At 70.9% G+C, this 21,485-nt stretch carries 21 protein-coding genes and 2 tRNA genes; 8 read left to right on the plus strand and 15 right to left on the minus strand.

Going from position 1 to position 21,485, the window contains the following annotated elements; translation table 11 throughout:
- Positions 1 to 3 precede the first annotated feature (3 nt).
- The 6 genes from F7R91_RS10735 to F7R91_RS10760 form a co-directional block, all read right to left on the minus strand.
- A complete protein-coding gene (locus tag F7R91_RS10735) occupies positions 4 to 1,287 on the minus strand; it encodes an HD-GYP domain-containing protein (RefSeq protein ID WP_150946992.1) in 1,284 nt (427 codons plus the stop codon).
- On the minus strand, positions 1,284 to 2,633 hold the full coding sequence (locus F7R91_RS10740; protein WP_150946994.1) for an HD-GYP domain-containing protein: 1,350 nt from the start codon (positions 2,631 to 2,633) through the stop codon (positions 1,284 to 1,286). The genes F7R91_RS10735 and F7R91_RS10740 overlap by 4 nt, the downstream gene beginning before the upstream one ends.
- A gap of 109 nt (positions 2,634 to 2,742) precedes the next feature.
- The gene (gene rsrA, locus F7R91_RS10745) at positions 2,743 to 3,045 is read right to left on the minus strand and encodes a mycothiol system anti-sigma-R factor (RefSeq protein WP_150946996.1); all 303 of its coding nucleotides are present in this window, start codon (positions 3,043 to 3,045) and stop codon (positions 2,743 to 2,745) included.
- A complete protein-coding gene (gene sigR, locus F7R91_RS10750) occupies positions 3,042 to 3,734 on the minus strand; it encodes an RNA polymerase sigma factor SigR (RefSeq protein ID WP_191971430.1) in 693 nt (230 codons plus the stop codon). The genes rsrA and sigR overlap by 4 nt, the downstream gene beginning before the upstream one ends.
- Positions 3,735 to 3,990: 256 nt before the next feature.
- The gene (locus F7R91_RS10755; RefSeq protein WP_191971431.1) at positions 3,991 to 4,629 is read right to left on the minus strand and encodes an alpha/beta hydrolase family protein; all 639 of its coding nucleotides are present in this window, start codon (positions 4,627 to 4,629) and stop codon (positions 3,991 to 3,993) included.
- Position 4,630: 1 nt separating this feature from the next.
- Complete coding sequence (locus F7R91_RS10760; RefSeq protein ID WP_150947000.1) at positions 4,631 to 5,446, minus strand: SOS response-associated peptidase; 816 nt, start codon at positions 5,444 to 5,446, stop codon at positions 4,631 to 4,633.
- A 50-nt stretch (positions 5,447 to 5,496) separates the two neighbouring features.
- On the opposite strand from F7R91_RS10760, the gene F7R91_RS10765 reads away from it, so the two are divergent.
- From F7R91_RS10765 to F7R91_RS10780, 4 genes are all read left to right on the plus strand, one after another.
- Positions 5,497 to 6,219, plus strand: a complete 723-nt coding sequence (locus tag F7R91_RS10765) for a M50 family metallopeptidase (protein WP_150947002.1) — start codon at positions 5,497 to 5,499, stop codon at positions 6,217 to 6,219.
- A gap of 112 nt (positions 6,220 to 6,331) precedes the next feature.
- Positions 6,332 to 7,648 (plus strand): 3-phosphoshikimate 1-carboxyvinyltransferase, encoded by a 1,317-nt coding sequence (gene aroA / locus F7R91_RS10770; protein WP_150947004.1) that lies wholly within the window; start codon positions 6,332 to 6,334, stop codon positions 7,646 to 7,648.
- Between the two features lie 10 nt (positions 7,649 to 7,658).
- Entirely contained in the window at positions 7,659 to 8,669 is a 1,011-nt protein-coding gene (gene rsgA, locus F7R91_RS10775) for a ribosome small subunit-dependent GTPase A (protein WP_150947006.1), read from the plus strand.
- Positions 8,670 to 8,789: 120 nt separating this feature from the next.
- Positions 8,790 to 9,113, plus strand: coding sequence for a DMT family transporter (locus F7R91_RS10780; RefSeq protein WP_150947009.1), 324 nt, complete (start codon positions 8,790 to 8,792; stop codon positions 9,111 to 9,113).
- A gap of 68 nt (positions 9,114 to 9,181) precedes the next feature.
- Here the strand turns inward: F7R91_RS10780 and F7R91_RS10785 are convergent, their stop codons facing one another.
- Complete coding sequence (locus F7R91_RS10785; protein ID WP_150947011.1) at positions 9,182 to 9,799, minus strand: TetR/AcrR family transcriptional regulator; 618 nt, start codon at positions 9,797 to 9,799, stop codon at positions 9,182 to 9,184.
- 164 nt (positions 9,800 to 9,963) lie between these two features.
- On the opposite strand from F7R91_RS10785, the gene hisN reads away from it, so the two are divergent.
- From hisN to F7R91_RS10800, 3 genes are all read left to right on the plus strand, one after another.
- Positions 9,964 to 10,764 (plus strand): histidinol-phosphatase, encoded by an 801-nt coding sequence (gene hisN, locus F7R91_RS10790; RefSeq protein ID WP_150947013.1) that lies wholly within the window; start codon positions 9,964 to 9,966, stop codon positions 10,762 to 10,764.
- Positions 10,765 to 10,911: 147 nt separating this feature from the next.
- On the plus strand, positions 10,912 to 11,304 hold the full coding sequence (locus F7R91_RS10795) for a CBS domain-containing protein (protein WP_150947016.1): 393 nt from the start codon (positions 10,912 to 10,914) through the stop codon (positions 11,302 to 11,304).
- Between the two features lie 151 nt (positions 11,305 to 11,455).
- Positions 11,456 to 11,872, plus strand: a complete 417-nt coding sequence (locus tag F7R91_RS10800) for a Fur family transcriptional regulator (protein ID WP_150947018.1) — start codon at positions 11,456 to 11,458, stop codon at positions 11,870 to 11,872.
- A gap of 167 nt (positions 11,873 to 12,039) precedes the next feature.
- On the opposite strand, the gene F7R91_RS10805 is transcribed toward F7R91_RS10800, so the two are convergent.
- From F7R91_RS10805 to F7R91_RS10820, 4 genes are all read right to left on the minus strand, one after another.
- Positions 12,040 to 12,113 (minus strand) — tRNA-Met (locus F7R91_RS10805).
- Positions 12,114 to 12,217: 104 nt separating this feature from the next.
- Entirely contained in the window at positions 12,218 to 14,095 is a 1,878-nt protein-coding gene (locus F7R91_RS10810) for a tetratricopeptide repeat protein (protein WP_150947020.1), read from the minus strand.
- Positions 14,096 to 14,299: 204 nt separating this feature from the next.
- A tRNA-Met gene (locus F7R91_RS10815) sits at positions 14,300 to 14,373 on the minus strand.
- Between the two features lie 54 nt (positions 14,374 to 14,427).
- Positions 14,428 to 17,355 (minus strand): UPF0182 family membrane protein, encoded by a 2,928-nt coding sequence (locus F7R91_RS10820; protein ID WP_225320611.1) that lies wholly within the window; start codon positions 17,353 to 17,355, stop codon positions 14,428 to 14,430.
- A gap of 162 nt (positions 17,356 to 17,517) precedes the next feature.
- Here F7R91_RS10820 and F7R91_RS10825 point away from each other — a divergent pair, with 162 nt between their 5' ends.
- Entirely contained in the window at positions 17,518 to 18,060 is a 543-nt protein-coding gene (locus tag F7R91_RS10825) for a PPA1309 family protein (protein WP_150947024.1), read from the plus strand.
- Positions 18,061 to 18,100: 40 nt separating this feature from the next.
- Here the strand turns inward: F7R91_RS10825 and F7R91_RS10830 are convergent, their stop codons facing one another.
- The 4 genes from F7R91_RS10830 to F7R91_RS10845 form a co-directional block, all read right to left on the minus strand.
- On the minus strand, positions 18,101 to 19,195 hold the full coding sequence (locus F7R91_RS10830) for a YlbL family protein (RefSeq protein WP_150947025.1): 1,095 nt from the start codon (positions 19,193 to 19,195) through the stop codon (positions 18,101 to 18,103).
- Between the two features lie 36 nt (positions 19,196 to 19,231).
- Positions 19,232 to 19,411, minus strand: coding sequence for a hypothetical protein (locus F7R91_RS10835; protein WP_150947027.1), 180 nt, complete (start codon positions 19,409 to 19,411; stop codon positions 19,232 to 19,234).
- Between the two features lie 152 nt (positions 19,412 to 19,563).
- Complete coding sequence (locus F7R91_RS10840) at positions 19,564 to 20,025, minus strand: molybdenum cofactor biosynthesis protein MoaE (protein WP_150947028.1); 462 nt, start codon at positions 20,023 to 20,025, stop codon at positions 19,564 to 19,566.
- Between the two features lie 277 nt (positions 20,026 to 20,302).
- Positions 20,303 to 21,415: an SDR family oxidoreductase gene (locus F7R91_RS10845; RefSeq protein ID WP_150947030.1), complete on the minus strand. Its 1,113-nt coding sequence runs from the start codon at positions 21,413 to 21,415 to the stop codon at positions 20,303 to 20,305.
- Between the last annotated feature and the right edge of the window lie 70 nt (positions 21,416 to 21,485).

The raw sequence follows: 21,485 nt of genomic DNA on the forward strand, positions 1-21,485 counted from the left end.
GGGTTACCCAGTGGCAGGCAGGGTCAGACAGTCCCGTGAGAGGACCCTCGCCAGCGCCTCCACCACTTCGGGCGCATACTCCCCGGCGGTCGCGAGGCGCAGTTCCTCCAGCGCCTTGAGGGCCCCGCCGGGCCCGGCGTCCCGGGCCTTCTCCTCGTACGCGTTCACGGCCCGTACGATCCGTGCGGCGACCGGCTGCTCCCTGCAGGGGTCGGCCTGGCGCTCCACGACCACCGCCACCGCCGTGTCGACGCCGGTCTGGCGTACGACGGCCCCGCCGAGCAGCGCGATCCGCCGCTGTTCGGCGACGGGCAGGCCGGCGGTGGCCCCCGCGGGTACCGGATCGACCAGGCTGAGCTGCCCGATGTCATGCATCAGGGCCGCGTACTCCAGCACGGTCAGCTCGGGCCCGGACAGCCCCAGCTCCCGCCCGACGGCCTGGCTGAGGGCGGCCACCCGACGGGCGTGCCCGGCCGGGGTGTACCCGGCGACCTCGGTGGCCCGGGCGAGGGAGGCGATGGTCTGCCGGTATGTGGTCCGTACGGCCGCGTACCGCCGGAAGGACAGCTGGGTGAGCAGCAGGGGCAGCGAGAACACGGGCAGGGCCCACAGCCCGGCCACGGCGACGGCGAGCGCCATCACGGCCCCCGTCGCGATGACCGCGGACCCGATCCCGAGCAGCGCCCGCAGTTCGTCGCGCAGCAGCGGGCCGAAGGGCCAGCCGGTGCGGGAGTGCGCCAGGGCGGCGGCGAGCAGGGCGTCGCACAGCGCGGTCAGGGACAGCAGCGCGAGCAGCACCAGGGCGTATGCGGTCCCGCCCCAGGTTCCGAACACGCCCTGGCCGTACAGCGGCTGGAAGCACACGGCAGCGAACCCGACCGTCAGCACACGCCGGGCGAGATGGTCGAGCGCCTGCCCCTGCCCGCGCGCGGTGTGCGGCACGCTGCCGAGGAGGGAGGCGGCCAGCACGACGGCGACGGCCTGAAGGGCGCCGTGATGGGTCGGCTGCCCCGCGTCCTCGCCCAGCAGCGCGTACGCCAGCGCCCCGGCGGCCCCGAGCGGCGCGGCCTCCCTGACCTGGGTGCCATGCATGGGTGTCCCCCCGTTGGAGCGAAGCCGAGAGGGCGGGAGGGTGAGCTCACCGACGGTGATGAGCAGGCCGAAGGCGAGCGCGAGGGGGCGTTCGTGGAGGCCGGTCCAGAGGGTGTGGAGGAGGGAGACGGCGGCGAGAAGTCCGGCGCAGGCGTGGATGAGGCCGAGGAGGACAGGGTGCCGCGTCGATCTCATGGGGCACTCCGGCCGACGCTGTCGGGGTGCCCTTCCGGCCGAGCGGAGACGGGTGGGCCTTCGCGGCCGGGTGGTAAGACACGAGGCGACCGGGCCTCGTCCGCGGTGACCGCCGGATGCCACACGCACCGCCCGAGCGCCCGCCTGAGCGCCGCGACCATCCGCGGATCGAACTGCGCACCCGCGCACCGCTCCAGCTCCTCCAGCGCGGCGGCAACCGGCCGGGCCCGACGGTAGGACCGCGTGGAGGTCATCGCGTCGAACGCGTCGGCGACCGCCACCACCCGCGCCGACTCCGGAATCTGACTCCCCGTCAGCCCGTAGGGGTACCCGCTTCCGTCCAGCCGCTCGTGGTGATGCAGAACCGCCGCCCGTGCCTCCCCGAGAAAGGAGATCCCCCGCACCATCTCGTGCCCGTACTCGGGATGGAGCTCGATCACGCGCCGTTCCTCGGGCGTGAGCGGTCCGTCCTTCCTGAGCAGTCGCGTGGGAACACCCAGCTTGCCCACGTCGTGCAGGATCCCTGCGAACCGCAGGACTTCGACGCGCTCGTCGTCCATCCCGAGCTCACGCGCGATCATCATGGACGCCTGCCCGACCCGCTCGCTGTGTCCGCGTGTGTAGCCGTCCTTGATGTCGACGGCCTGCACCAGCGCCCGGATCGTGGCCCGATGGGCCGCGCGTTCGCGGTGGTACTGGGCGAACGCCCACCACGACACACACATCGGAAGCAGCACGAGCAGCGCGGCGAACGGCCCGTAGGGACTGTTCCACAGCACGGCCATCATCAGCCCGGCCAGCCCGTGCACGGCGACCGGAGCGGGCGACCGCAGGAACAGCCCGCGCCAGGCCCGGTGCACCGGCACCCGCTCGGCGAGCGCCAGAATCCCCCCGTCCAGGGCGGACAGCACCAGACAGAACGCCAGCACGGCCGCCCCGGCCGGGACGAGGGCGTACGGGAAGTCGGACGCCACGACCGCGTCCCGCCCGCCGAACGCCCAGTGGACCCGCGCCGCCACCCCTACGCAGACGACGAGTTGGGCGGCCCGCCAGATCCGTCTGAGCCCCTTGGGCCGCTGGTCCACGGGAGAGAGCAGCGCCCCCGGCAACGGCACCAGCGCGGCGGCCGACGGGGGCAGCAGAAAGGCCCCGGCGAGCAGGACGGGGTAAAAGGTTCCGGCAAACCTCCATCGGGCGGCGACCTGCTCGCAGCAGCCGTAGAGAAGGGCGAGCAGGAGAACCGCCCACCAGGGCGTACGAGCGCCGGGCAGCGGTGACAGACAGATCAGCGCGGCGACGACGACACACGCCACGTAGGCACGTGCCCGTGCCGGAACCGTCTCCATCGCGCCCCCTCCCCGGACATGGCAGTCCAGGGTTCGGAGACTAGGGCGGCCGGAGGGAAACCCGCGGGGCCATCACCCGCGGATTAGCACGTTCGAGTGACTGCGGTGGTCAGGACTCCTGCGGAGTCGCGGTCACATCGTGCTCGGGCACCGCCTGCCCGGAGCGGATCAGGTCGATCCGGCCCATCACCTTGGCGCGCAGGTCGGTCGGCACGTCGTCCTGTCCGCAGCACCGCTTGACGAGCTTCTTCACGGCCTGCTCCAGGCCGTACTTCTCCAGACAGGGCGAGCACTCCTCGAAGTGGTGCTCGAACTTGGTGCAGTCGGTGTCAGGCATCTCATGGTCGAGGAACTCGTAGAGATGATCCAGGATCTCGCTGCAATCGGTCTCGTGCGGCTCTCCGCAGCTCATGAGCCTGAGCCTTTCGCTTCGTTCGACTCTCCGGCGCCGGCCGGGACCAGCCCGCGCTCACGGGCGTAGTCCTCGAGCATGCCGCGCAGTTGACGGCGGCCCCGGTGCAGCCGGGACATCACCGTACCGATGGGTGTCCCCATGATGTCCGCGATCTCCTTGTACGCAAAGCCCTCGACATCCGCGAGATAGACGGCAATGCGGAACTCCTCGGGGATCGCCTGCAGCGCTGCCTTCACGTCCGAGTCCGGCAGGTGGTCGAGCGCCTGCGACTCGGCGGAGCGCAGACCCGTCGACATGTGCGACTCGGCGCGGGCGAGCTGCCAGTCCTCGATCTCCTCGGCGGCGCTGCGCTGGGGCTCGCGCTGCTTCTTGCGGTACGAGTTGATGAAGGTGTTGGTGAGGATCCGGTACAGCCACGCCTTGAGGTTGGTGCCCTCGCGGAACTGGTGGAAGGACGCGTACGCCTTGGCGTACGTCTCCTGCACCAGGTCCTCGGCGTCGGCCGGGTTGCGCGTCATGCGCAGGGCCGCCGAGTACATCTGGTCGAGGAATTCGAGCGCGTCCCGCTCGAAGCGCGCGCTGCGCTCGGCGGTGGTCTCCGCCGTCGCGGCACTCGTGCCCTGGCCCTCGGGCTGCTCCGCCTGGCCGTGATCGGTCCCTGCGTCGGTACCGGTGACCGGACCCACCTCCTCAAGCTCCTGGGCAGGACCGAAACCGATCCCACCAGAATCGGAGGATAGACGACGATCCGGTCCGCCCGCCGCCCGAATAGAGGCGGTCTTGGCCGCGTGCAGCACCGTCCAGTCCAGGTCAGTGCGGCTGCTGCGGGTCGGGCATACGGTCGAACCCATGCGGCGGACTTCCTCTCCTGCGACGTCGGCGCTGGTGGTTCAGCACTTCTGTCCGCTCAACAGTGGGCCCGCGCGCATCATTCCCGAAGCTTTACCCGAGTGACCCGGTCCACTTCACGACCCCGTCGGTGATGAGCGCCACTGCCTGGTCCTGTGTGATCTCCGCCCGCTTCGGCACGACGAAGCCGTGATCGCCGTACGGCACCTCGATCAGTTCGTACGGCCCCTCGGGGAACTCCGCGGGCTTGCCGAACGGGTCGTTGCCTCCCTGGACGACCAGTGTGGGCACCCCGGCGCCGAGCAGTTCCACCGCGCGGGACTTCTCGGGCTTGCCCGGCGGGTGCAGCGGGAAGCTGAGGGCGAGGACGGCGTGTGCACCCAGCTCCACGGCCGTACGGCAGGCCACGCGGGCCCCCGCGCTCCGTCCGCCCGCGATCACGGGCAGTCCGGGCCCGGCCAGCGCCGGCCACAGGCCCCGCCAGCCCACGTCCAGCGTCCTCGGCGCGGGCGCCAGCTTCTTCCCGGCCACCCGCCAAGGCTGCTCGACGAGCGCGACGGTCACACCGTGTGCGGGCAGCCCGGCCGCCAGGGCCCTGAGGTCGCGTGTCCCGATGCCGCCGCCCGCGCCATGGCCGACGGCCAGCAGCAGGCGAGGCTCGGTGGCCTTGTGCCAGGTGATCCGGGCGGTACCCGCGTCCGTCTCGACGGTCTCGATGGTCTGGGTCGTCACATCAGAAAAGTGTGCCCTCTTCGGGCCCCTCCAGCTCCTTCAGCAGCTCCGGTCCGTTGTTGCGCACATTGCTCACCGCGGTCGTCACCGGATAGGCCCGCATCAGTCCCGCGGGCGGCGGCTCCAGCAGCGACTTCAGCTCGTCGACGTCCGTGCGCGCGGGGTCCAGCCAGGTGTCCCAGCGGTCCCGGGTCAGCATCAGCGGCATCCGCGGGTGGATGTCGGACAGCGCGTGCGGACCCTCGGCCGGTGCCACCGCCAGCGGGGTCCGCTCGGCCTCCGTGGTGATGACGGAGCACGTCACCCACCAGGCCTGCGGATGGTCGTCGGGCAGGGTCCGGTCCCGCCAGAACTCGTACAGCCCGGCCATCGCGAAGACCGACCCGTCGGCGGGGAGCACGAAGTAGGGCTGCTTGCGCGGCCGCTTCCTCCTGCCCTCCACCTCCAGGTCCCTTTCGTCCTTGCCGGTGACCCACTCGTAGTAGCCGTCGGCGGGGATGATGCAGCGGCGTGCGGAGAAGGCACGGCGGTACGACGGCTTCTCGTGGACGGTCTCCGCGCGCGCGTTGATCATCCGGGCCCCGCCCTCGGGGGTCTTCGACCAGGACGGGACGAGTCCCCACTTCAGCGCGCGCAGCTGGCGAACCGGCCGCCGATCCTCCGCGTCCTTCACAGGACGGTCCAGGACGGCGTAGACCTCCTTGGTCGGAGCCACGTTGTAGTCCGGCTCAAGGGTCTCCTCGGGGTCCCACTTCTCGATCTCAAAGATTCCTGCGAGATCCTCAGGCCCACGACTGGCCGCATACCGTCCGCACATACGTGCCACACTGCCAGATTCCACGCGACGTGAGGGAGCCACCGCCGAACATGCACACCACCGCATCCGACTCGCTCGCCGCCCTCTGGGACGAGATCTTCGGCAGTCAGCCCGACCCCGACCTGTGGGTGGTGATCGGGACCCTGGTCGCCGCGCTCGTCCTGGTCGTCCCGCACAACGTGTGGCGCCTCTCGCGCAACGCCATCACCATCGCCCACGAGGGCGGCCACGGCCTGATCGCGCTGCTGACCGGCCGGCAGCTCACCGGCATACGGCTGCACTCCGACACCAGCGGCCTGACCGTCAGCCGCGGCAAGCCGTACGGCCTGGGCATGATCCTCACCGCGGCCTCCGGCTACACCGCTCCCCCGCTGCTCGGCCTCGGGGGCGCCGCGCTGCTCGCCGCCGGGCACATCACCGCGCTGCTGTGGCTGGCCACGGCCCTGCTGATGGCGATGCTGGTGATGATCCGCAACGCGTACGGAGCGGTGACCGTGATCCTCACCGGCGGCACCTTCGTCCTGGTGTCCTGGCTGGCCGGCCCGCAGGTGCAGGCGGCGTTCGCGTATGCGGTGGTGTGGTTCCTGCTGCTCGGCGGCGTCCGCCCGGCCTTCGAACTCCAGGCCAAACGCGCCCGCGGCGGCGCGGGCGACTCGGACGCCGACCAGCTGTCGCGCCTCACCCACGTCCCGGCGGGCCTGTGGCTGTTCCTGTTCCACGCGGTGTCGCTGTGTTCGCTGATAGGCGGCGGCCGCTGGCTGCTGGAGGGGTGAACGCGCCCCTGTGAGGGGCGCGGGGCCGTGCATCTGTGCGGCTCCACCGTGCGGGCCCGACCAGCCATAACGGCGCCGCACCCGGACCGGTGCGTCCTTATACAGTGGGCGCATGGCCCCGAACGACGCCCACACCGCCCTCTGGCCCGCCCCCTGCGCGAGCGGAGCCGTCGATGCGACGGTCCACGTGCCGGGGTCCAAGTCGGTCACCAACCGTGCCCTCGTGCTCGCCGCCCTCGCCTCCGAGCCCGGCTGGCTGCGCCGCCCGCTGCGCTCGCGCGACACCCTGCTGATGGCGGGAGCCCTGCGGACGTTGGGCGTCGGCATCGAGGAAGGCGTCGGCCCGGACGGCTCCGGCGAGGCCTGGCGGGTCATCCCCTCGGGGCTGCGCGGCCCCGCCACGGTCGACGTCGGCAACGCCGGCACGGTGATGCGCTTCCTGCCGCCGGTCGCCGCGCTGGCCGACGGCCCCGTCCGCTTCGACGGCGACCCGAGATCGTACGAGCGCCCCCTCAACGGTGTGATCGACGCCCTGCGCGTTCTCGGCGCCCGTATCGACGACGACGGGCGTGGCGCGCTGCCGCTGACGGTCCACGGCGGCGGTGCCCTGGAGGGCGGCCCGGTGGAGATCGACGCGTCGTCCTCGTCGCAGTTCGTGTCCGCCCTGCTGCTGTCCGGCCCGCGTTTCAACCAGGGTGTGGAGGTCCGTCACACCGGCTCCTCCCTGCCCTCCATGCCGCACATCCGCATGACGGTGGACATGCTGCGCGCGGTCGGCGCCCAGGTGGACACCCCGGAGTCCGGCGGCGAGCCCAACGTCTGGCGGGTCACGCCCGGCGCCCTGCTCGGCCGCGACCTGACGGTCGAGCCGGACCTGTCCAACGCCCAGCCGTTCCTGGCGGCGGCCCTGGTGACCGGCGGCAAGATCGTCATCCCGGACTGGCCCGCGCGCACGACCCAGCCGGGTGACCGGCTGCGCGAGATCTTCACCGAAATGGGCGGCAGGTGTGAACTCACCGAGTACGGCCTGGTGTTCACCGGTTCGGGTGCGATCCACGGCATCGACGTGGACCTGGGTGAGGTCGGCGAGCTGACCCCCGGCATCGCGGCGGTCGCGGCCCTCGCGGACTCCCCGTCCACCCTCCGGGGCGTGGCGCATCTGCGGCTGCACGAGACGGACCGGCTGGCCGCGCTCACCAAGGAGATCAACGAGCTCGGCGGCGACGTGACCGAGACCTCCGACGGCCTCCACATCCGCCCGCGCCGACTGCACGGCGGGATCTTCCACACCTACGAGGACCACCGCATGGCCACCGCCGGCGCGATCATCGGCCTCGCGGTGGAGGGCGTGCAGATCGAGAACGTGGCGACGACGGCGAAGACACTCCCGGACTTCCCCGACCTGTGGACCGGGATGCTCGGGGCGTAGGGACTCATCCATGCGCCGCTACGGCAAGCACACCGACGAGGACGACATCCGTTCCCGCCCCAACCGCAAGGGCAACCGGCCCCGTACGCACATCCGCCCCAAGCACGAGGACGCGGCCGAGGGCATGGTCCTCACCGTCGACCGGGGCCGGCTGACCTGTCTGGTCGAGGACCGGATCGTGGTGGCGATGAAGGCCCGGGAGCTGGGCCGCAAGGCGGCGGTGGTCGGCGACCGGGTGGCCCTCGTGGGCGACCTGTCCGGCAAGAAGGACACCCTCGCGCGGATCGTCCGCATCGAGCAGCGCAGGTCCGTACTGCGGCGCACGGCGGACGACGACGACCCGTACGAGCGGGTGGTGGTCGCCAACGCCGACCAGCTGGCGATCGTCACGGCCCTGGCCGACCCCGAGCCCCGCCCCCGCCTCATCGACCGCTGCCTGGTGGCGGCGTACGACGGCGGCCTGGACCCCCTCCTGGTCCTGACCAAGTCGGACCTGGCCCCGCCGGACAAGCTGCTGGAGCTGTACGGCGACCTGGACATCCCCTATGTCGTCACCAGCCGGGAGGAACTGGAAAACGGCGGTGCGGCGGACCGGGTGCGCGAACAACTCGACGGCAAGGTCACGGCGTTCGTCGGGCACTCGGGGGTCGGCAAGACGACCCTGGTCAACGCCCTGGTCCCGGAGGACCGCCGCCGGCTGACCGGCCACGTGAACGCGGTGACCGGCCGCGGCCGCCACACCACGACCTCGGCGCTGGCCCTGCCGCTGACCGGGGAAGCCGGCTGGGTCGTGGACACCCCGGGCGTCCGCTCCTTCGGTCTCGCCCACATCGACCCGTCCCGCGTGATCCACGCCTTCCCCGACCTGGAGCGGGGAACCGAGGGCTGTCCGCGCGCATGCAGTCACGACGAGCCGGACTGCGCGCTCGACGAGTGGGTGGCCGACGGCCATGCCGACCCGGCACGTCTTTACTCCCTGCGCCGCCTCCTGGCCACGAGGGAACGCCGGGAAGGCGACTGACCTCTGCGTTGTTTGTCCCCCTGAGTGGCCGGTAAGGGCATAATCGCACCGAGCCGGATCCAAGCCTGAGCGAACCCTGACGAAGCGGTCACACAGCGTGGAGACACTGGAGGACAGCACATGGCGTGGCTGCTGGTCATCGTGGCCGGGTTGCTCGAAACAGGCTTCGCCGTCTGCCTGAAGCTCTCGCACGGCTTCTCCCGCTTCTGGCCCACCGTCGCCTTCTGCATCTTCGCCCTCGGCAGCTTCGGCCTCCTGACCCTCTCCCTCAAGAAGCTCGACGTGGGCCCCGCCTACGCGGTGTGGACCGGCATCGGCGCGGCGGGCACCGCGATCTACGGCATGGTCTTCCTCGGCGACCTGGTGTCGACCCTGAAGATCGTCTCGATCACCCTGGTGATCGCGGGCGTGATCGGCCTCCAGCTGTCGGGCTCGGCCCACTGAGGCGCGCTTGGCGCGCCGGACCTCACGACTCGGGCGCTGACCGGCTCAGCGTCCGGGGGTTGATCGGCTCAGCGTTCCGGCGTTGCTTGACGATGCACCGCCATCCGTACCAGCTCCGCCACACCCCCCTCGCCAGGCGGGGCCGCCACACAGGACAGGGCGAGCCGGAAGACGAGTTCGCAGGAGCGGGACAGTTCGGCGCTCTCCTGCTTGGCGGCGCCGGGAAGGGACAGGGCGGCGACCGCGCGGTCCCGGACCAGCACCACGAAGTCGCCGGGCGACGGCAGCGGCCCGTCGGCGCGGCGCTGCGCCGGTACGGCCGAGGAGGACGGCACCGCCTTCAAGGTCGGCGAGGGCAGCCGCTCGCTCCAGCAGCCCGTGAGCATGGCCCGTACGAGCGCGTTCTCACGGGACAGCGACACGGTCCACTCGGCGACCGCGGCCAGCCGGTCACGGCCGTCGAGCGGCTGGGCGAGAGCGCGGTCCACCCCCGCTAAATAGCCGTCGGCCTCCCGCCGGACGAGCGCCCGCGCGAGGCCCTCCTTGCTGCCGAACTCGTTGTACAGCGTCTGCCGGGACACTCCGGCCGCCGCGGCCACATCCACCATCCGCACGGCCGACCACGGCCGGCGCGCCAGGGCCGCGAAAGCGGCGTCCAGCAGGGTTTCCCGCGCTGCAGGCATCATCGCCTCCCTGGGCGAGCGGCTCTGCGCCCAGATTTGACGCGCACGAGGGCACTGTCAAGGGTTCGCGAAGGCACTCGGGGGCGCCCGGGGCACACCACCGGCCGCCCGCCCCGCAACCAGCCCCGTATGGCCCTGCACCGACCTCGGAAGATACCGTTCACCACATGGCCGACTACCTCGACGACCTCCGTCTCGCCCACGTCCTCGCGGACGCCGCCGACGCGGCGACCATGGACCGCTTCAAGGCCCTCGACCTCAAGGTGGAGACGAAGCCGGACATGACCCCGGTGAGCGAGGCCGACAGGTCGGCGGAAGAACTGATCCGCGGCCAGCTCCAGCGCGCCCGCCCGCGCGACGCGATCCTCGGCGAGGAGTACGGCATCGAGGGCACCGGCCCCCGCCGCTGGGTCGTCGACCCCATCGACGGCACGAAGAACTACGTGCGCGGCGTCCCCGTGTGGGCCACCCTCATCTCGCTCATGGAGGCCGGGGAGGGCGGCTTCCAGCCCGTCGTCGGCGTCGTCTCCGCGCCCGCACTCGGCCGCCGCTGGTGGGCCGCGAAGGGCCACGGCGCCTTCAGTGGCCGCAGCCTGTCCTCGGCGAGCCGGCTGCGCGTCTCCCGCGTCTCCAAGCTGTCCGACGCCTCCTTCGCGTACTCCTCGCTCACCGGCTGGGAGGACCAGGGCCGGCTGGGCGGCTTCCTGGACCTGACCCGCGCGGTCTGGCGCACGCGCGCGTACGGCGACTTCTGGCCCTACATGATGGTCGCCGAGGGCTCGGTCGACATCTGCGCCGAGCCGGAGCTCTCCCTGTGGGACATGGCGGCCAACGCGATCATCGTGACGGAGGCCGGCGGCACCTTCACCGGCCTCGACGGCCGCCCCGGCCCGCACAGCGGCAACGCGGCGGCCTCCAACGGCCCGCTCCACGACGAGTTCCTGGGGTATCTCAACGAGCGCTGGTGAGCAGCACCAGGTGAGCGTACGCGCCGCCAACCAGCCGCACACGCCCTCTTGTTGACCCGAGCTTTACCTGAGACTCTGAGAGTCCCCCCACTTGTGAATTTGTGAATCCGTGAACAAAGTGGATTCCCTAGGAGGTGGCTCCATCCCATGCTCGTCCGCGACGCCATGAGCACGGTGGTCCTCACCATCGGCCCCGCCCACACCCTCCGCCAGGCCGCAGCACTGATGGCCGCCCGCCGAGTCGGCGCAGCCCTGGTTCTCGACCCGGACGCCGGCGGCATCGGCATCCTCACCGAACGTGACATCCTCAACTCCGTGGGCCTGGGACAGAACCCGGACACGGAGCGCACCCAGGACCACACCACCAACGACGTCGTGTTCGCCGCCCCCGGCTGGACCCTGGAAGAGGCGGCCCGGGCCATGGCCCACGGCGGCTTCCGCCACCTCATCGTCCTCGACCGTGAGGAGCCCGTGGGCATCGTCTCGGTCCGCGACATCATCCGCTGCTGGGCGCCGGTACGACAGCAGGTGCCCGCCTGACCCGAGTGCACGGGGCGGGCCGGCCCCCTCGCGGCGGCGGTGGGACCCGGCCCACCCACCACTTCCGCCACATTGGACTTTGTCCAAGTAAGGGGTGAATCCAAAGTCACACCCATTCGGGAACTGGTCCCCTTCTGTTAGACTTTCCAGTATGAGTGACCTGTTGGAACGGCTGCGCGGCCGCGGTTGGCGGATGACCGCGCAGCGGCGTGTTGTGGCCGAAGTCCTCGACGGCGAACACGTCCATCTGACGGCCGACGAGGTTCACGCGAGGGCTGTCGCCAAGCTGCCCGAGATCTCCCGGGCGACCGTCTACAACACACTCGGCGAGCTGGTCTCCCTCGGCGAGGTCCTGGAAGTCGCCACCGACAAGCGCGCCAAGCGGTACGACCCGAACGCCCACCGGCCGCACCACCACCTGGTCTGCGCCCGGTGCGGCGCGATCCGTGACGTCCATCCGGACGGCAACCCGCTGGCCGACCTCCCCGAGTCGGAGCGCTTCGGCTTCATGGTCTCGGACGTCGAGGTGACGTACCGGGGCGTGTGCCCGAACTGCGCGGCCGCGTAGCAGCTGCTTCCGATGCCCCCCGGCGCCCGTCTGCGGTGCCGGGGGGCTTTGTTCTGTCCTCGCCGGCCCAAAACACGTCGACCCCGAAACGCACTGACGCCAAACGGACCTGACGCCAAACGGACCAAGGACCGGAACCCTTTCGGATTCCGGCCCTCGGCCTTCAGTAGCGGGGACAGGATTTGAACCTGCGACCTCTGGGTTATGAGCCCAGCGAGCTACCGAGCTGCTCCACCCCGCGTCGGTGAATGCAACGTTACGTCAAGGACGCGGACAGAAGCAAATCACTTAATGGCGCAGGTCAGGCATCCGGTCACGGCAGCCGCGGGCAGCACACGGTTCCGGTCACGCCGACAGTTCCTGCCGCAGCGCATCCCGCAGCCGGGCCGCACGCTCCGACACCTCCGCCGGCCCGAGGGTCACCGCCCGGTCCGCCCAGGACTGCCCCTCCGCCAGCTCCCCCCGACGCGCGTAGACGAGGGCGAGCCGCAGCGCCGCCCGTCCGTGACCGGCGTCCGCCGCCCGCGTCCACCACACAGCGGCCTCCGGCTCACTGCCCTCCCGGGCCAGCAGGAGCCCCAGATTGAACGCCCCGTTGCGCGAACCGGCCTCGGCCGCCTCCCGGTACCACCGGGCCGCCTCGACGACATCGCCCCGGGCGGCGGCCAGCATGCCGACCCGCACCTGCGCGCGCCGGTGCCCCTGGGAAGCCGCGCGCTCGTACCACTCCTCGCACTCGGACTTCTCGTGCACGGACTCCCCGAGCTCGTGCGCGGGCGCCGGCGGGCGCCGTGCGTCCAGTACGGTGGCCAGCCGGTACGCGGCCTCGGGGCTTCCCCCGCCCGCCGCGCACCGCAGATGCCGCTCGGCCTCCGGCTCGTCGCCGTCCCGCAGCCGGGCGATGCCGACCTGGAGCGCCGCCTCCGTGTGTCCGGCGGCCGCGGCCCGCTCGTACCACCGCAGCGCGGCCGGCTCCTCGCCCCGGCCTGCGTGCAGGATGCCCAGGTTGAACGCGGCGTCCACGCTTCCGGCCTCCGCGGCCTTGGAGAACCACGGTTCGGCGCCGGTCGTGTCCCCGCCCCGGAGCAGCAGGATCGCCAGCGCGTTCGCCGCCTCCCGGTGGCCGGCGTACGCAGCACGCCGGTACCACTGCTCGGCCTGGGCCGTGCGCCCCTGCTCGGCGCAGAGCAGCCCGAGGTTGTACGCACCGTTGACGTCCCCGGCGTCCATCGCCGCCCGGTACCACCGCTCCGCCGTCTGCGGCTCACCCCGCTCGGCGTGCAGCGCGCCCAGCGCGTTGGCCGCGTTGCCGTCGCCGTCCTGGGCGGCACGCAGCCACCACACGGCGGCGCTCTCCGTGTCACCCGCGTCGCGCAGCAGGAAGCCGAGCGCGCACGCGGCCCGGGCCTCGCCGTCCTTGGCGGACGTCAGATACCAGCGCCCGGCCTCCTTGAGCTCACCGCGCTTCTCCAGGATCGCCCCGAGATGCAGCGCGGCCCGCCGGTGTCCACGCGCGGCGGCCTGCCGGTGCCACTGCTCGGCCTCGTCCGCGAGGGACGTGTCCGCGCCGTCGCCACCGCGGCCGTCGCCGCGCTCGCCGCCGGCCTCGCGGCTCTCCTCCTGCGCGGCCTGCCGGTCCAGGGCGCGCGCCAGCCGGTACGCGGCCTCCCGGTGCCCCCGCTCGGCCGCGGCCCGCATCCACCGCTCGGCCCCGGAGTCGCCCCGGTGCTCTTGGAGATCGGCGAGCGCGTACGCGCCCAGCACATGCCCCTGCTCGGCGGACTGCCGCAGCCAGTACTCCGCGGCCGGCTCGTCACCGCGCTCACGGTGATGACGGCCGAGGGCGTGCGCGGCCGCCGCCGATCCGGCGACGGCGGCGATGCGCCACCACCCGGCGGCCTCCTCCGCGTATCCCCGCTGATGAAGCAGTACTCCCAGGTTGTTGGCGGCGGCACGGTCCCCCGTCGCGGTGGCGGCACGCAGATGGGGCTCGGCTCCGTCGAGATCGCCGCGGCGCAGCAGCAGGGCCCCGAGGACGCTCATCGCCTCGATGTCGCCGGCCTCGGCGGCAAGCCGCTGCCGCACCTCTTCGGCGGCCTCCTCCGCGGCCTGCTCAGCGGTCATCCGAGCAGCATCGGCCACCTCCCCGGCATCGCCCGGTTCGGAAGGCTGCACAAATCGCCCTGTCTCGAACAGAGTTGCCTTGTCCCCCATAACGTCCATCGTCGCACCACCTGCAACCTGGGTACACCTGGTATACCGCAGCCAGTGAGGTCACTTCAGCGTTTTGTCGACATGCCCACAGAGAGACAAGTCAAACACAGTTCCCCCAACTCCCCACAGCGGCGCGGCGGTCCCACACCCCGGCACATCCGTTCGCACACCACGAAGGCCCGGATCCTGGAGGATCCGGGCCTTCGCATTCAGTAGCGGGGACAGGATTTGAACCTGCGACCTCTGGGTTATGAGCCCAGCGAGCTACCGAGCTGCTCCACCCCGCGCCGTTGTGCGGCAACCGTATCACGGCGCGGGACGGGCAGTTGATCAGTTATCGCTCAGCCGCCGGGGCTGCTGCTCGGACTCGGGCCGCCGGTACCGCTGTTCTTGTCACCGCCGCCGGTCCTGTCGGCCTTGGACTGCGCATCCTCGGCCCGCTGCAGGGCCTCTTCGAGGTCCTTCTGTGCCTGTCCGTAAGCCTGCCAGTCGCCCTTCTTCAGGGCCTCCTGGCCGGCGTCGAAGGCCTTCTGGGCGTCGTTCAGCGCTTCCTGGACCGTGGGGTTGCTCGATGTCGGCGGCGGGTTCGTGGTGCCCTCGTCCGGGGGTGGCTGGGTGGTCGGACCGGTCGCCCCGAAGACCTTGTTGAGGGCCTGGTCGAGGGTGTCCTCGAACGCGGTGGCACCTCCGTAGGTCACCAACACCTTCCGGAGCAGCGGGTACTTGAGTCCGCCACCGCGTACGTAGACCGGCTCCACGTAGAGCAGTCCTCCGTCGAGCGGCACCGTCAGCAGGTTGCCGTACTCGACCTCCGAGTCGCCGCCTCTCAGCAGCCGGATGGACTCGGCGATGTCCTGCTCGGAGTTGAACTGGCTCTGGACCTGTTTGGGTCCGTCGACGGTCGTGCTGGTCGGCAGTTTCAGGATTCTGATCGTGCCGTAGTCGGGCGTGCCCGCCTCGGCGTCCACCGACATGAACGCGCTCAGGTTGTCACGGCCGTTGGGCGTGAAGGTCGTCGTCAGCGAGAACGCCTGCGCCGCCTGGTCGGGCATCTTCATGCTCAGGTAGTACGGCGGCACCGCGTTGCCCGACTTGTTGGTCGGGTCGTCCGGCACCTGCCACACCTCGCTGCCGCTGAGGAACGTCGTGGCGTCCTTCACGTGGTAGCGGGTGAGCAGCTCGCGCTGGACCTTGAACAGGTCCTGCGGGTACCGGAGATGGGCCATCAGCGAGGCCGAGATGTCGGACTTGGGCTCCACCGTGCCCGGGAACGCCTTCATCCAGGTCTTCAGGACCGGGTCCGCGGTGTCCCACTGGTAGAGCTTGACCTCGCCGGTGTACGCGTCGACGGTCGCCTTGACCGAGTTGCGGATGTAGTTGACCTGGTTCTGCTGGGCCACCACCGCGCGCGAGTCGTTGGTCGCCGTCAGCGAGTCGGCCGTCGTGGAGCCGAGGGTCGTACGGGAGGCGTACGGGTATCCGTTCGTCGTCGTGTACGCGTCGACGATCCACTGGATCTTGTTGCCCACGACCGCCGGGTAGGCGTCGCCGTCGATGGTCAGCCACGGCGCGACGGCCTCGACACGCTCCTTCGGGGTGCGGTTGTACAGGATCCGTGACCCCTTGCCGATCGCCCCGGAGTAGAGGATCTGCGGCTCGCTGAACGCCACCGCGTACGCGGCCCGGTTGATCGGGTTGGCGAGGTTGACCCCGCTCTTGCCCTCGTAGCTGGTCGTCTTCTCGCCGCTGTCGTCGGAGTAGTCGATCTCCTTCTGGGGACCGCCGACGATCGAGTACGTGTCGGTCTTCTCGCCGTAGTAGATCCGCTGCTGGTACGCCCCGAGGTCGCCCTTGGACGGCAGGTCGGACTCGGTGAAGACCGGACGGCCCTCGGCATCGGCCGTGGTGCCCTTGCCGGCGACCACGCCGTAGCCGTGGGTGTAGCGGAAGTGGCTGTTGATCCAGTTCTGCTTGTCGACGCCGAGGAGGTTCAGCTCGCGCAGACCGATGACTGTGTCCTGGTCCTGACCGTTCTTGTTGTAACGGTCGACGTCCAGATTGTTCGGGAACGCGTAGTACTTCCGCATCTGCTGGAGCTGCTGGAAGGTCGGCGAGACGATGTTCGGGTCCATGATCCGGATGCTCGCCGTGGAGGCGACGTCGTCGCGCAGCTTGGTCTTGTCCTGGGTGTTGCTCTTGCCCGAGTAATCGGTGACCTTGGCACCCTGGATGCCGTACGCCTCACGCGTCGCCCTGAGGTTCTTCTCGACGTACGGCGCTTCCTTGGCCTGCTCGTTCGGCTGGACCTGGAACTTCTGGACGATGGCCGGGTACAGGCCGCCGATCAGGATCGCCGAGAGCACCATGAGGCCGAAGCCGATCACCGGCAGCTGCCAGGTGCGCCGCCACAGAGTGGCGAAGAACAGCAGGGCGCAGATGACGGCGATGCAGAACAGGATCGTCTTGGCCGGCAGATAGGCGTTGGCGTCGACGTACCTGAGGCCGGTCCAGTTGTCGGTCGCCTTGAAGTCGCTGGACTTGACCGCGAGGCCGTACCGGTCGAGCCAGTACGCGATCGCCTTCAGTGTCACGAAGACACCCAGCAGCACCGACAGGTGCCCGGTGGCCGCGGCCGTGGCGCGCGCGCCCGGGCTGGTGATGCGCAGCCCGCCGTAGAGGTAGTGCGTGAGCGCGGCGGCGATCAGGGACAGGATCGCGGCGGCGAAGCCGAAGCCGAGCAGGAAGCGGTACCAGGGCAGGTCGAAGGCGTAGAAGGAGACGTCGAGGTGGAACTGCGGGTCCTTCTGGTGGAAGGGCACGCCGTTGACCCACATCAGCCAGGTGCGCCACTGGCTCGACGCCGAGGCACCCGCGATCAGGCCGACCAGGGAGGTGATCCCGAGCAGCAGCCACGTCTTGTACGGCGCGATGCCCATCCGGTAACGGTCGAGGCTCTGCTGCTCCATCGACATGGCGCTCAGCGGCGGCCGCATGCGGTGCGCCAGCCAGATGTTGAAGCCGACCGCGAGGGCCATCAGCAGGCCGAAGACGAAGAACAGCCCGATCTTGGTCCACAGCGTGGTCGTGAAGACGGACGAGTAGTGCACCGACCGGTACCAGAGCCAGTCCGTCCAGAAGCCCGCGAACATGGTGAACGCCATGCCGAGAACGGCCAGGACGCCCAGTGTCATGAGCAGGGTCCGCACGCGCCGGGACGGGCGGCCCACTCTCATCCGCGGCCCCGTCGGGCCTCCGCCGCGGTCCGGCATCTGGAAAGCCAAGGTGTGCACCTCGAAGTTCGCTGTCGATCCGTCAGACCCTCATCGCTCGGGCCGTCCGGGGGCCTCGTGATCGTAGGCCCACACCTATGCAACTTACTCACGCTTTACTCGGTTCCCGATTCCGGTCAGGAACGAGGCAGGATTGTGACCATGTCCAACACTCCCATGGCGGCGAGCCCGCTCACCCGGGCCGTGCTCGAGATCGACGAGTACGCCTCCGGCCTCGGCTGGGACCAGCCCGCCCGCCTCTTCGCCCTCGTAGACACCGCACGGCTGCGCGCCCAGGAACCCGCGCTCGCGGCCCAGCTGGGCCTGGACGAAGAGCCGAAGACCTCCGGTCTCACCCCGATCGAGCAGGACGAGATCCCGGCCGGCAAGGCGCTGGACGAGTTCCTCGGCACGATCGCCTGGCCCGACGCGGTGGCCGGCTGCGCGCTCACGGTGGAGCGCCTGATGCTGCCGCCCTCCGCCGAGACCTCCGTCCCCGAGGGGCTGGACGAGAAGAGGCTCGCCCAGTGGGTGGCCCGGCACCCGGACCGCCAGGAGGTCCGGATGACCGTCGCGGTACTGCGTGACGGCTCCCGCGACTCGGCCTTGCGGCTGCGCGAGAAGGACTCCCCGACGGAGGTCCTCACCGGGGGCGACCTGGTCCCGGGCCTCGCGGAGGCGCTGGCGGCGACGTTCGAGGAGTAGCCCCCCGAGCCCGAGGAACGGCCCCGGGCAGCCCGCCGGGCTACCTCACCGTGCACGTCGGCAGGTCGGCGGTCTTGCCGCTGCGGATGTCCCTGAGGGCGCCGAGCGCGTCGTCGATGGTGTTCACCTTGACGAGGGTGAGCCCCGCGGGGGTGTCCTTGGCCGCGGACGAGCAGTTGTCGGCGGGCGTCAGGAAGTACCGGGCGCCCTTGTCGCGCGCGCCGACCGTCTTCATCTGGATGCCGCCGATCGGGCCGACCTTGCCGTCGTCGTCGATCGTGCCGGTGCCGGCCACGAACTTCCCGCCCGTCAGGCTGCCGGGTGTGAGTTTGTCGTAGATGCCGAGTGCGAACATCAGCCCGGCGCTCGGTCCGCCGACGTCGGCGAGCTTGATGTCGATGCTGAACGGGAACGTGTGGTCGGTCCCGGCGGAGATCCCGACGATGGCGCGCTTCTCGAGGCTGTCGTCGGACCGGGCGGTCGTGATCGTGATGTCCTCGGTCTTCGTCGCCGTCCTGTTCTCCTTCTCGGCGGCGGCCTGCTCCTTGGCGGGCACGACCGTGAAGACGACGTCCTGGCCGGGCTTGTGCTTGGTCACCAGCTCGGCGACGTCGGCCGGCTCCTTCACCGCCGTACCGTCCACGGCCTTGACCACGTCACCGGCGTGCAGCCTGCCCTCGGCCGGGGACCCCTTGACGACCGTCGAGACGATCACCCAGGACCGCACGGGGATGTCCAGCGCCTTCAGGGCGGCGACCTTGGCCGTCTCCTGGGACTGGCTGAACTCCTCGGCGTTCTCCTGGGTGGACTCCTCCTCCGTCTTGCCGTCGGGGTACAGCGTGTCGTGCGGCACGACCTTGTTGTCGTGCGCAAGCCATCCGTAGACCGCCTCGACGATGTTCATCCGGTAGTCGGCGCTGGTGACCCGGACCGTGGTCATGTTGAGGTGGCCACTGGCCGGGTAGGTCTTGCGCCCGGAGATCTGCAGCACCGGCTCGCCGTCGTGATCGCCGAGCGTGTTCACCGTCGGCCCCGGCGACAGCTCCGAGTACGGCACGGGGATGAGGACTCCCGCGCACAGGAGCGCGATCAGCATCAGGGTGGAGGCGAGCATCGTCGCGGTGCGGCGTGGCATGCCACGACAGTACGGGACGGCCCTGTCAGCGCACCGTCAGGGCTGCTCCGTCATGTGCCGGGAGTGCGGCTTCTCCATGGCGGCGCGAAAGCGCGCGTATCCGTCGAGCTCGGGCCCGTCGTTCCGTGCCCTGCGGGTGCGGTTGGCCCAACTTCCCCACAGACCGGCGCCGATCGCAGCCACAAGCGGAATCAGCAACCAGGCGAGCGCCGCCATACCGACCTCCCGACCCCACATGAGCGACCGCAACTGACTGATCAGCAGATTAACCATCTGCACCGACAACGCTCACGGCAGGGGGGTGGTTACGCAACCGGAAGGCCGGGCCGGTGGCGGGGGCGGATCGGCCGGCGGTGCCCGGGAACGGATCAGCAGGCGCCGACCCACTCCTCGGTGCCGTCGGAGAACCTCTGGTGCTTCCAGATGGGTACCTCGTGCTTGAGGTCGTCGATCAGCTTCCGGCAGGCCTCGAAGGCCTCCCCGCGATGCGGGCACGACACGGCGACGACCACGGCGAGATCCCCCACCTTGAGGTCACCGATCCGGTGCACCGCGGCCAGCGCCCGCACCGGATACTCGGCGACCACCTTCTCGGCGATCCGCCGCATCTCGGTCTCGGCGCTGGGGTGGCAGGAATAGCCGAGCTCGTCGACGTCGGCCCCGCCGTCGTGGTTGCGCACGGTGCCGACGAAGAGAGCGGTCCCACCGGCGGCGTCGTCCCCGACGGCCCGGAAGACCTCGTCCAGGGAGAGTGCGGTCTCGCGGAGGGCGATGAGCCTGATCGGGTCCTGCCCGACCTGCTCGCCGGGGTGGTCGTTGGTGCGTGCCATGCCTCCATCCTGCCGCACTCCGCCGACGACTCGGAACGGGCCTTTCGCCCTCCACGCGCGCGTGGAGTGTTGGAGCGTCCTCCAGGGCACACAGCCCGTCCGGCGTTCGAGGACGAGGCCGGAGGCCGAAGCGGGGGTCTGGGGGCACCGCCTACAGGGACAGGGAGGGCCGGGGCGGCGGGGGCGAAATCCCCCGCCGCAACGGCGAGGGGGCGGCCCACCCCCGCACCAGCGGCGGGCGCCCCTCCTCCGAAAGGCCCTCCCGAGACGCGCCGCCTCAGATCCGCCGCCGCGCCTTCCGCGCCCGCCGCACGACCGCCGCCGCGCCCAGCAGCGCGACCGTCGCCCCCGCGGCCCCCGCCGCGGTCGCGTCCTTGCGGCCGAGCCGCCGGCCGGCCACGGTGTGCCGCCCGGAGACCTCCTCCAGCAGCTCCGCGAGCACTTCCTCGTTGGTCCACTGCGGCCGCCACCCCGCGTCGTGGAGCCGGCTCCCGCTCACCACCCAGGGATACATCGTGTACGCCAGGTCGCCGGCCGGGGAGGGAGTGAGACCGATCCGGTGCAGCCGGGCCGCCGCGCCCAGGGCGACGGCCGACGGCAGCTCCATCCGCCGGATCCCGCTGAGCTCCTCGACCTCCTCCTGTTCGAGCCACCCCTCGCATCCGACGGCGAGTTCCCCGTCGACCTTCTCCAGGACGGCGAACTCCAGCGCACTGCACAGGTCCTCGACATGGCAGAACTGCCAGGCGGGCCGCGAACCGGCGACGACGAGCAGCCGGGGCGACTCGAAGTACCTGGTCAGCGCGGTGTCGGTGCCGCCGACCAGCACCGCCGGGCGCACGACGGTGACATTGAGTCCCGGATGCGCCCGCGGGGCCCGGCGCGCGAGCCGCTCGATCTCCAGCAGGTCGCCGACCCCGGTGGCCTCCGCCGTGGCCCTGAGCTCGGCGTCCTCCGACAGCGGCAGTTCGTTGTCCGGCAGCGCCCCGTAGACCATCGAGGACGTGCACAGCACCACCCGGTGCACCCCGGCCGCCGCCGCGGCGGTCAGCACGGTCTGCGTCCCCCGGACGTTGTACGCCGTTCGGGCGGCCGCGTCGGTCTCCAGATACAGATCGAGCGCCAGGTGCACGACCACGTCGGCACCGCGCAGCTTCTCGGCGATCGCGGGGTCCCGCACATCGAGGATGTGCCACTGTGCCGCCGCACAGTCACCGCGCCGCTCGTCGATGGCGATGACCTGCTTGATCTCCTCCGAGGCGGCGAGCCGCTCGGTGAGCAGCGCGCCCACGCCGGACGCGGCGCCGGTGACCGCTACGACGGGCCCGCGCGTGGCGGGACTGGTTGACTGGTTTCGCGCTGCGCGAACCTGCGGATCTGGGGAACTCACCGGGTGTCTCCAGCGGTTGTCATCAATACGGGCGCGAGTGACGCGTACGTACCAGGTGGCATCCATCCTG

Origin of the sequence: Streptomyces luteolifulvus (genome assembly GCF_008806595.1) — a bacterium.
GTDB classification, from domain to species: domain Bacteria; phylum Actinomycetota; class Actinomycetes; order Streptomycetales; family Streptomycetaceae; genus Streptomyces; species Streptomyces luteolifulvus.

Excerpts from the sequence above, each read along its gene's own strand:
- F7R91_RS10735 (WP_150946992.1), bottom strand. The coding sequence starts at position 1,287 with ATGAGATCGACGCGGCACCCTGTCCTCCTCGGCCTCATCCACGCCTGC.
- F7R91_RS10740 (WP_150946994.1), bottom strand. The coding sequence starts at position 2,633 with ATGGAGACGGTTCCGGCACGGGCACGTGCCTACGTGGCGTGTGTCGTC.
- rsrA (WP_150946996.1), bottom strand. The coding sequence starts at position 3,045 with ATGAGCTGCGGAGAGCCGCACGAGACCGATTGCAGCGAGATCCTGGAT.
- F7R91_RS10760 (WP_150947000.1), bottom strand. The coding sequence starts at position 5,446 with ATGTGCGGACGGTATGCGGCCAGTCGTGGGCCTGAGGATCTCGCAGGA.
- F7R91_RS10765 (WP_150947002.1), top strand. The coding sequence starts at position 5,497 with ATGCACACCACCGCATCCGACTCGCTCGCCGCCCTCTGGGACGAGATC.
- aroA (WP_150947004.1), top strand. The coding sequence starts at position 6,332 with ATGGCCCCGAACGACGCCCACACCGCCCTCTGGCCCGCCCCCTGCGCG.
- rsgA (WP_150947006.1), top strand. The coding sequence starts at position 7,659 with ATGCGCCGCTACGGCAAGCACACCGACGAGGACGACATCCGTTCCCGC.
- F7R91_RS10780 (WP_150947009.1), top strand. The coding sequence starts at position 8,790 with ATGGCGTGGCTGCTGGTCATCGTGGCCGGGTTGCTCGAAACAGGCTTC.
- F7R91_RS10785 (WP_150947011.1), bottom strand. The coding sequence starts at position 9,799 with ATGATGCCTGCAGCGCGGGAAACCCTGCTGGACGCCGCTTTCGCGGCC.
- hisN (WP_150947013.1), top strand. The coding sequence starts at position 9,964 with ATGGCCGACTACCTCGACGACCTCCGTCTCGCCCACGTCCTCGCGGAC.
- F7R91_RS10795 (WP_150947016.1), top strand. The coding sequence starts at position 10,912 with ATGCTCGTCCGCGACGCCATGAGCACGGTGGTCCTCACCATCGGCCCC.
- F7R91_RS10800 (WP_150947018.1), top strand. The coding sequence starts at position 11,456 with ATGAGTGACCTGTTGGAACGGCTGCGCGGCCGCGGTTGGCGGATGACC.
- F7R91_RS10810 (WP_150947020.1), bottom strand. The coding sequence starts at position 14,095 with ATGGACGTTATGGGGGACAAGGCAACTCTGTTCGAGACAGGGCGATTT.
- F7R91_RS10820 (WP_225320611.1), bottom strand. The coding sequence starts at position 17,355 with ATGCCGGACCGCGGCGGAGGCCCGACGGGGCCGCGGATGAGAGTGGGC.
- F7R91_RS10825 (WP_150947024.1), top strand. The coding sequence starts at position 17,518 with ATGTCCAACACTCCCATGGCGGCGAGCCCGCTCACCCGGGCCGTGCTC.
- F7R91_RS10830 (WP_150947025.1), bottom strand. The coding sequence starts at position 19,195 with ATGCCACGCCGCACCGCGACGATGCTCGCCTCCACCCTGATGCTGATC.
- F7R91_RS10835 (WP_150947027.1), bottom strand. The coding sequence starts at position 19,411 with ATGGCGGCGCTCGCCTGGTTGCTGATTCCGCTTGTGGCTGCGATCGGC.
- F7R91_RS10840 (WP_150947028.1), bottom strand. The coding sequence starts at position 20,025 with ATGGCACGCACCAACGACCACCCCGGCGAGCAGGTCGGGCAGGACCCG.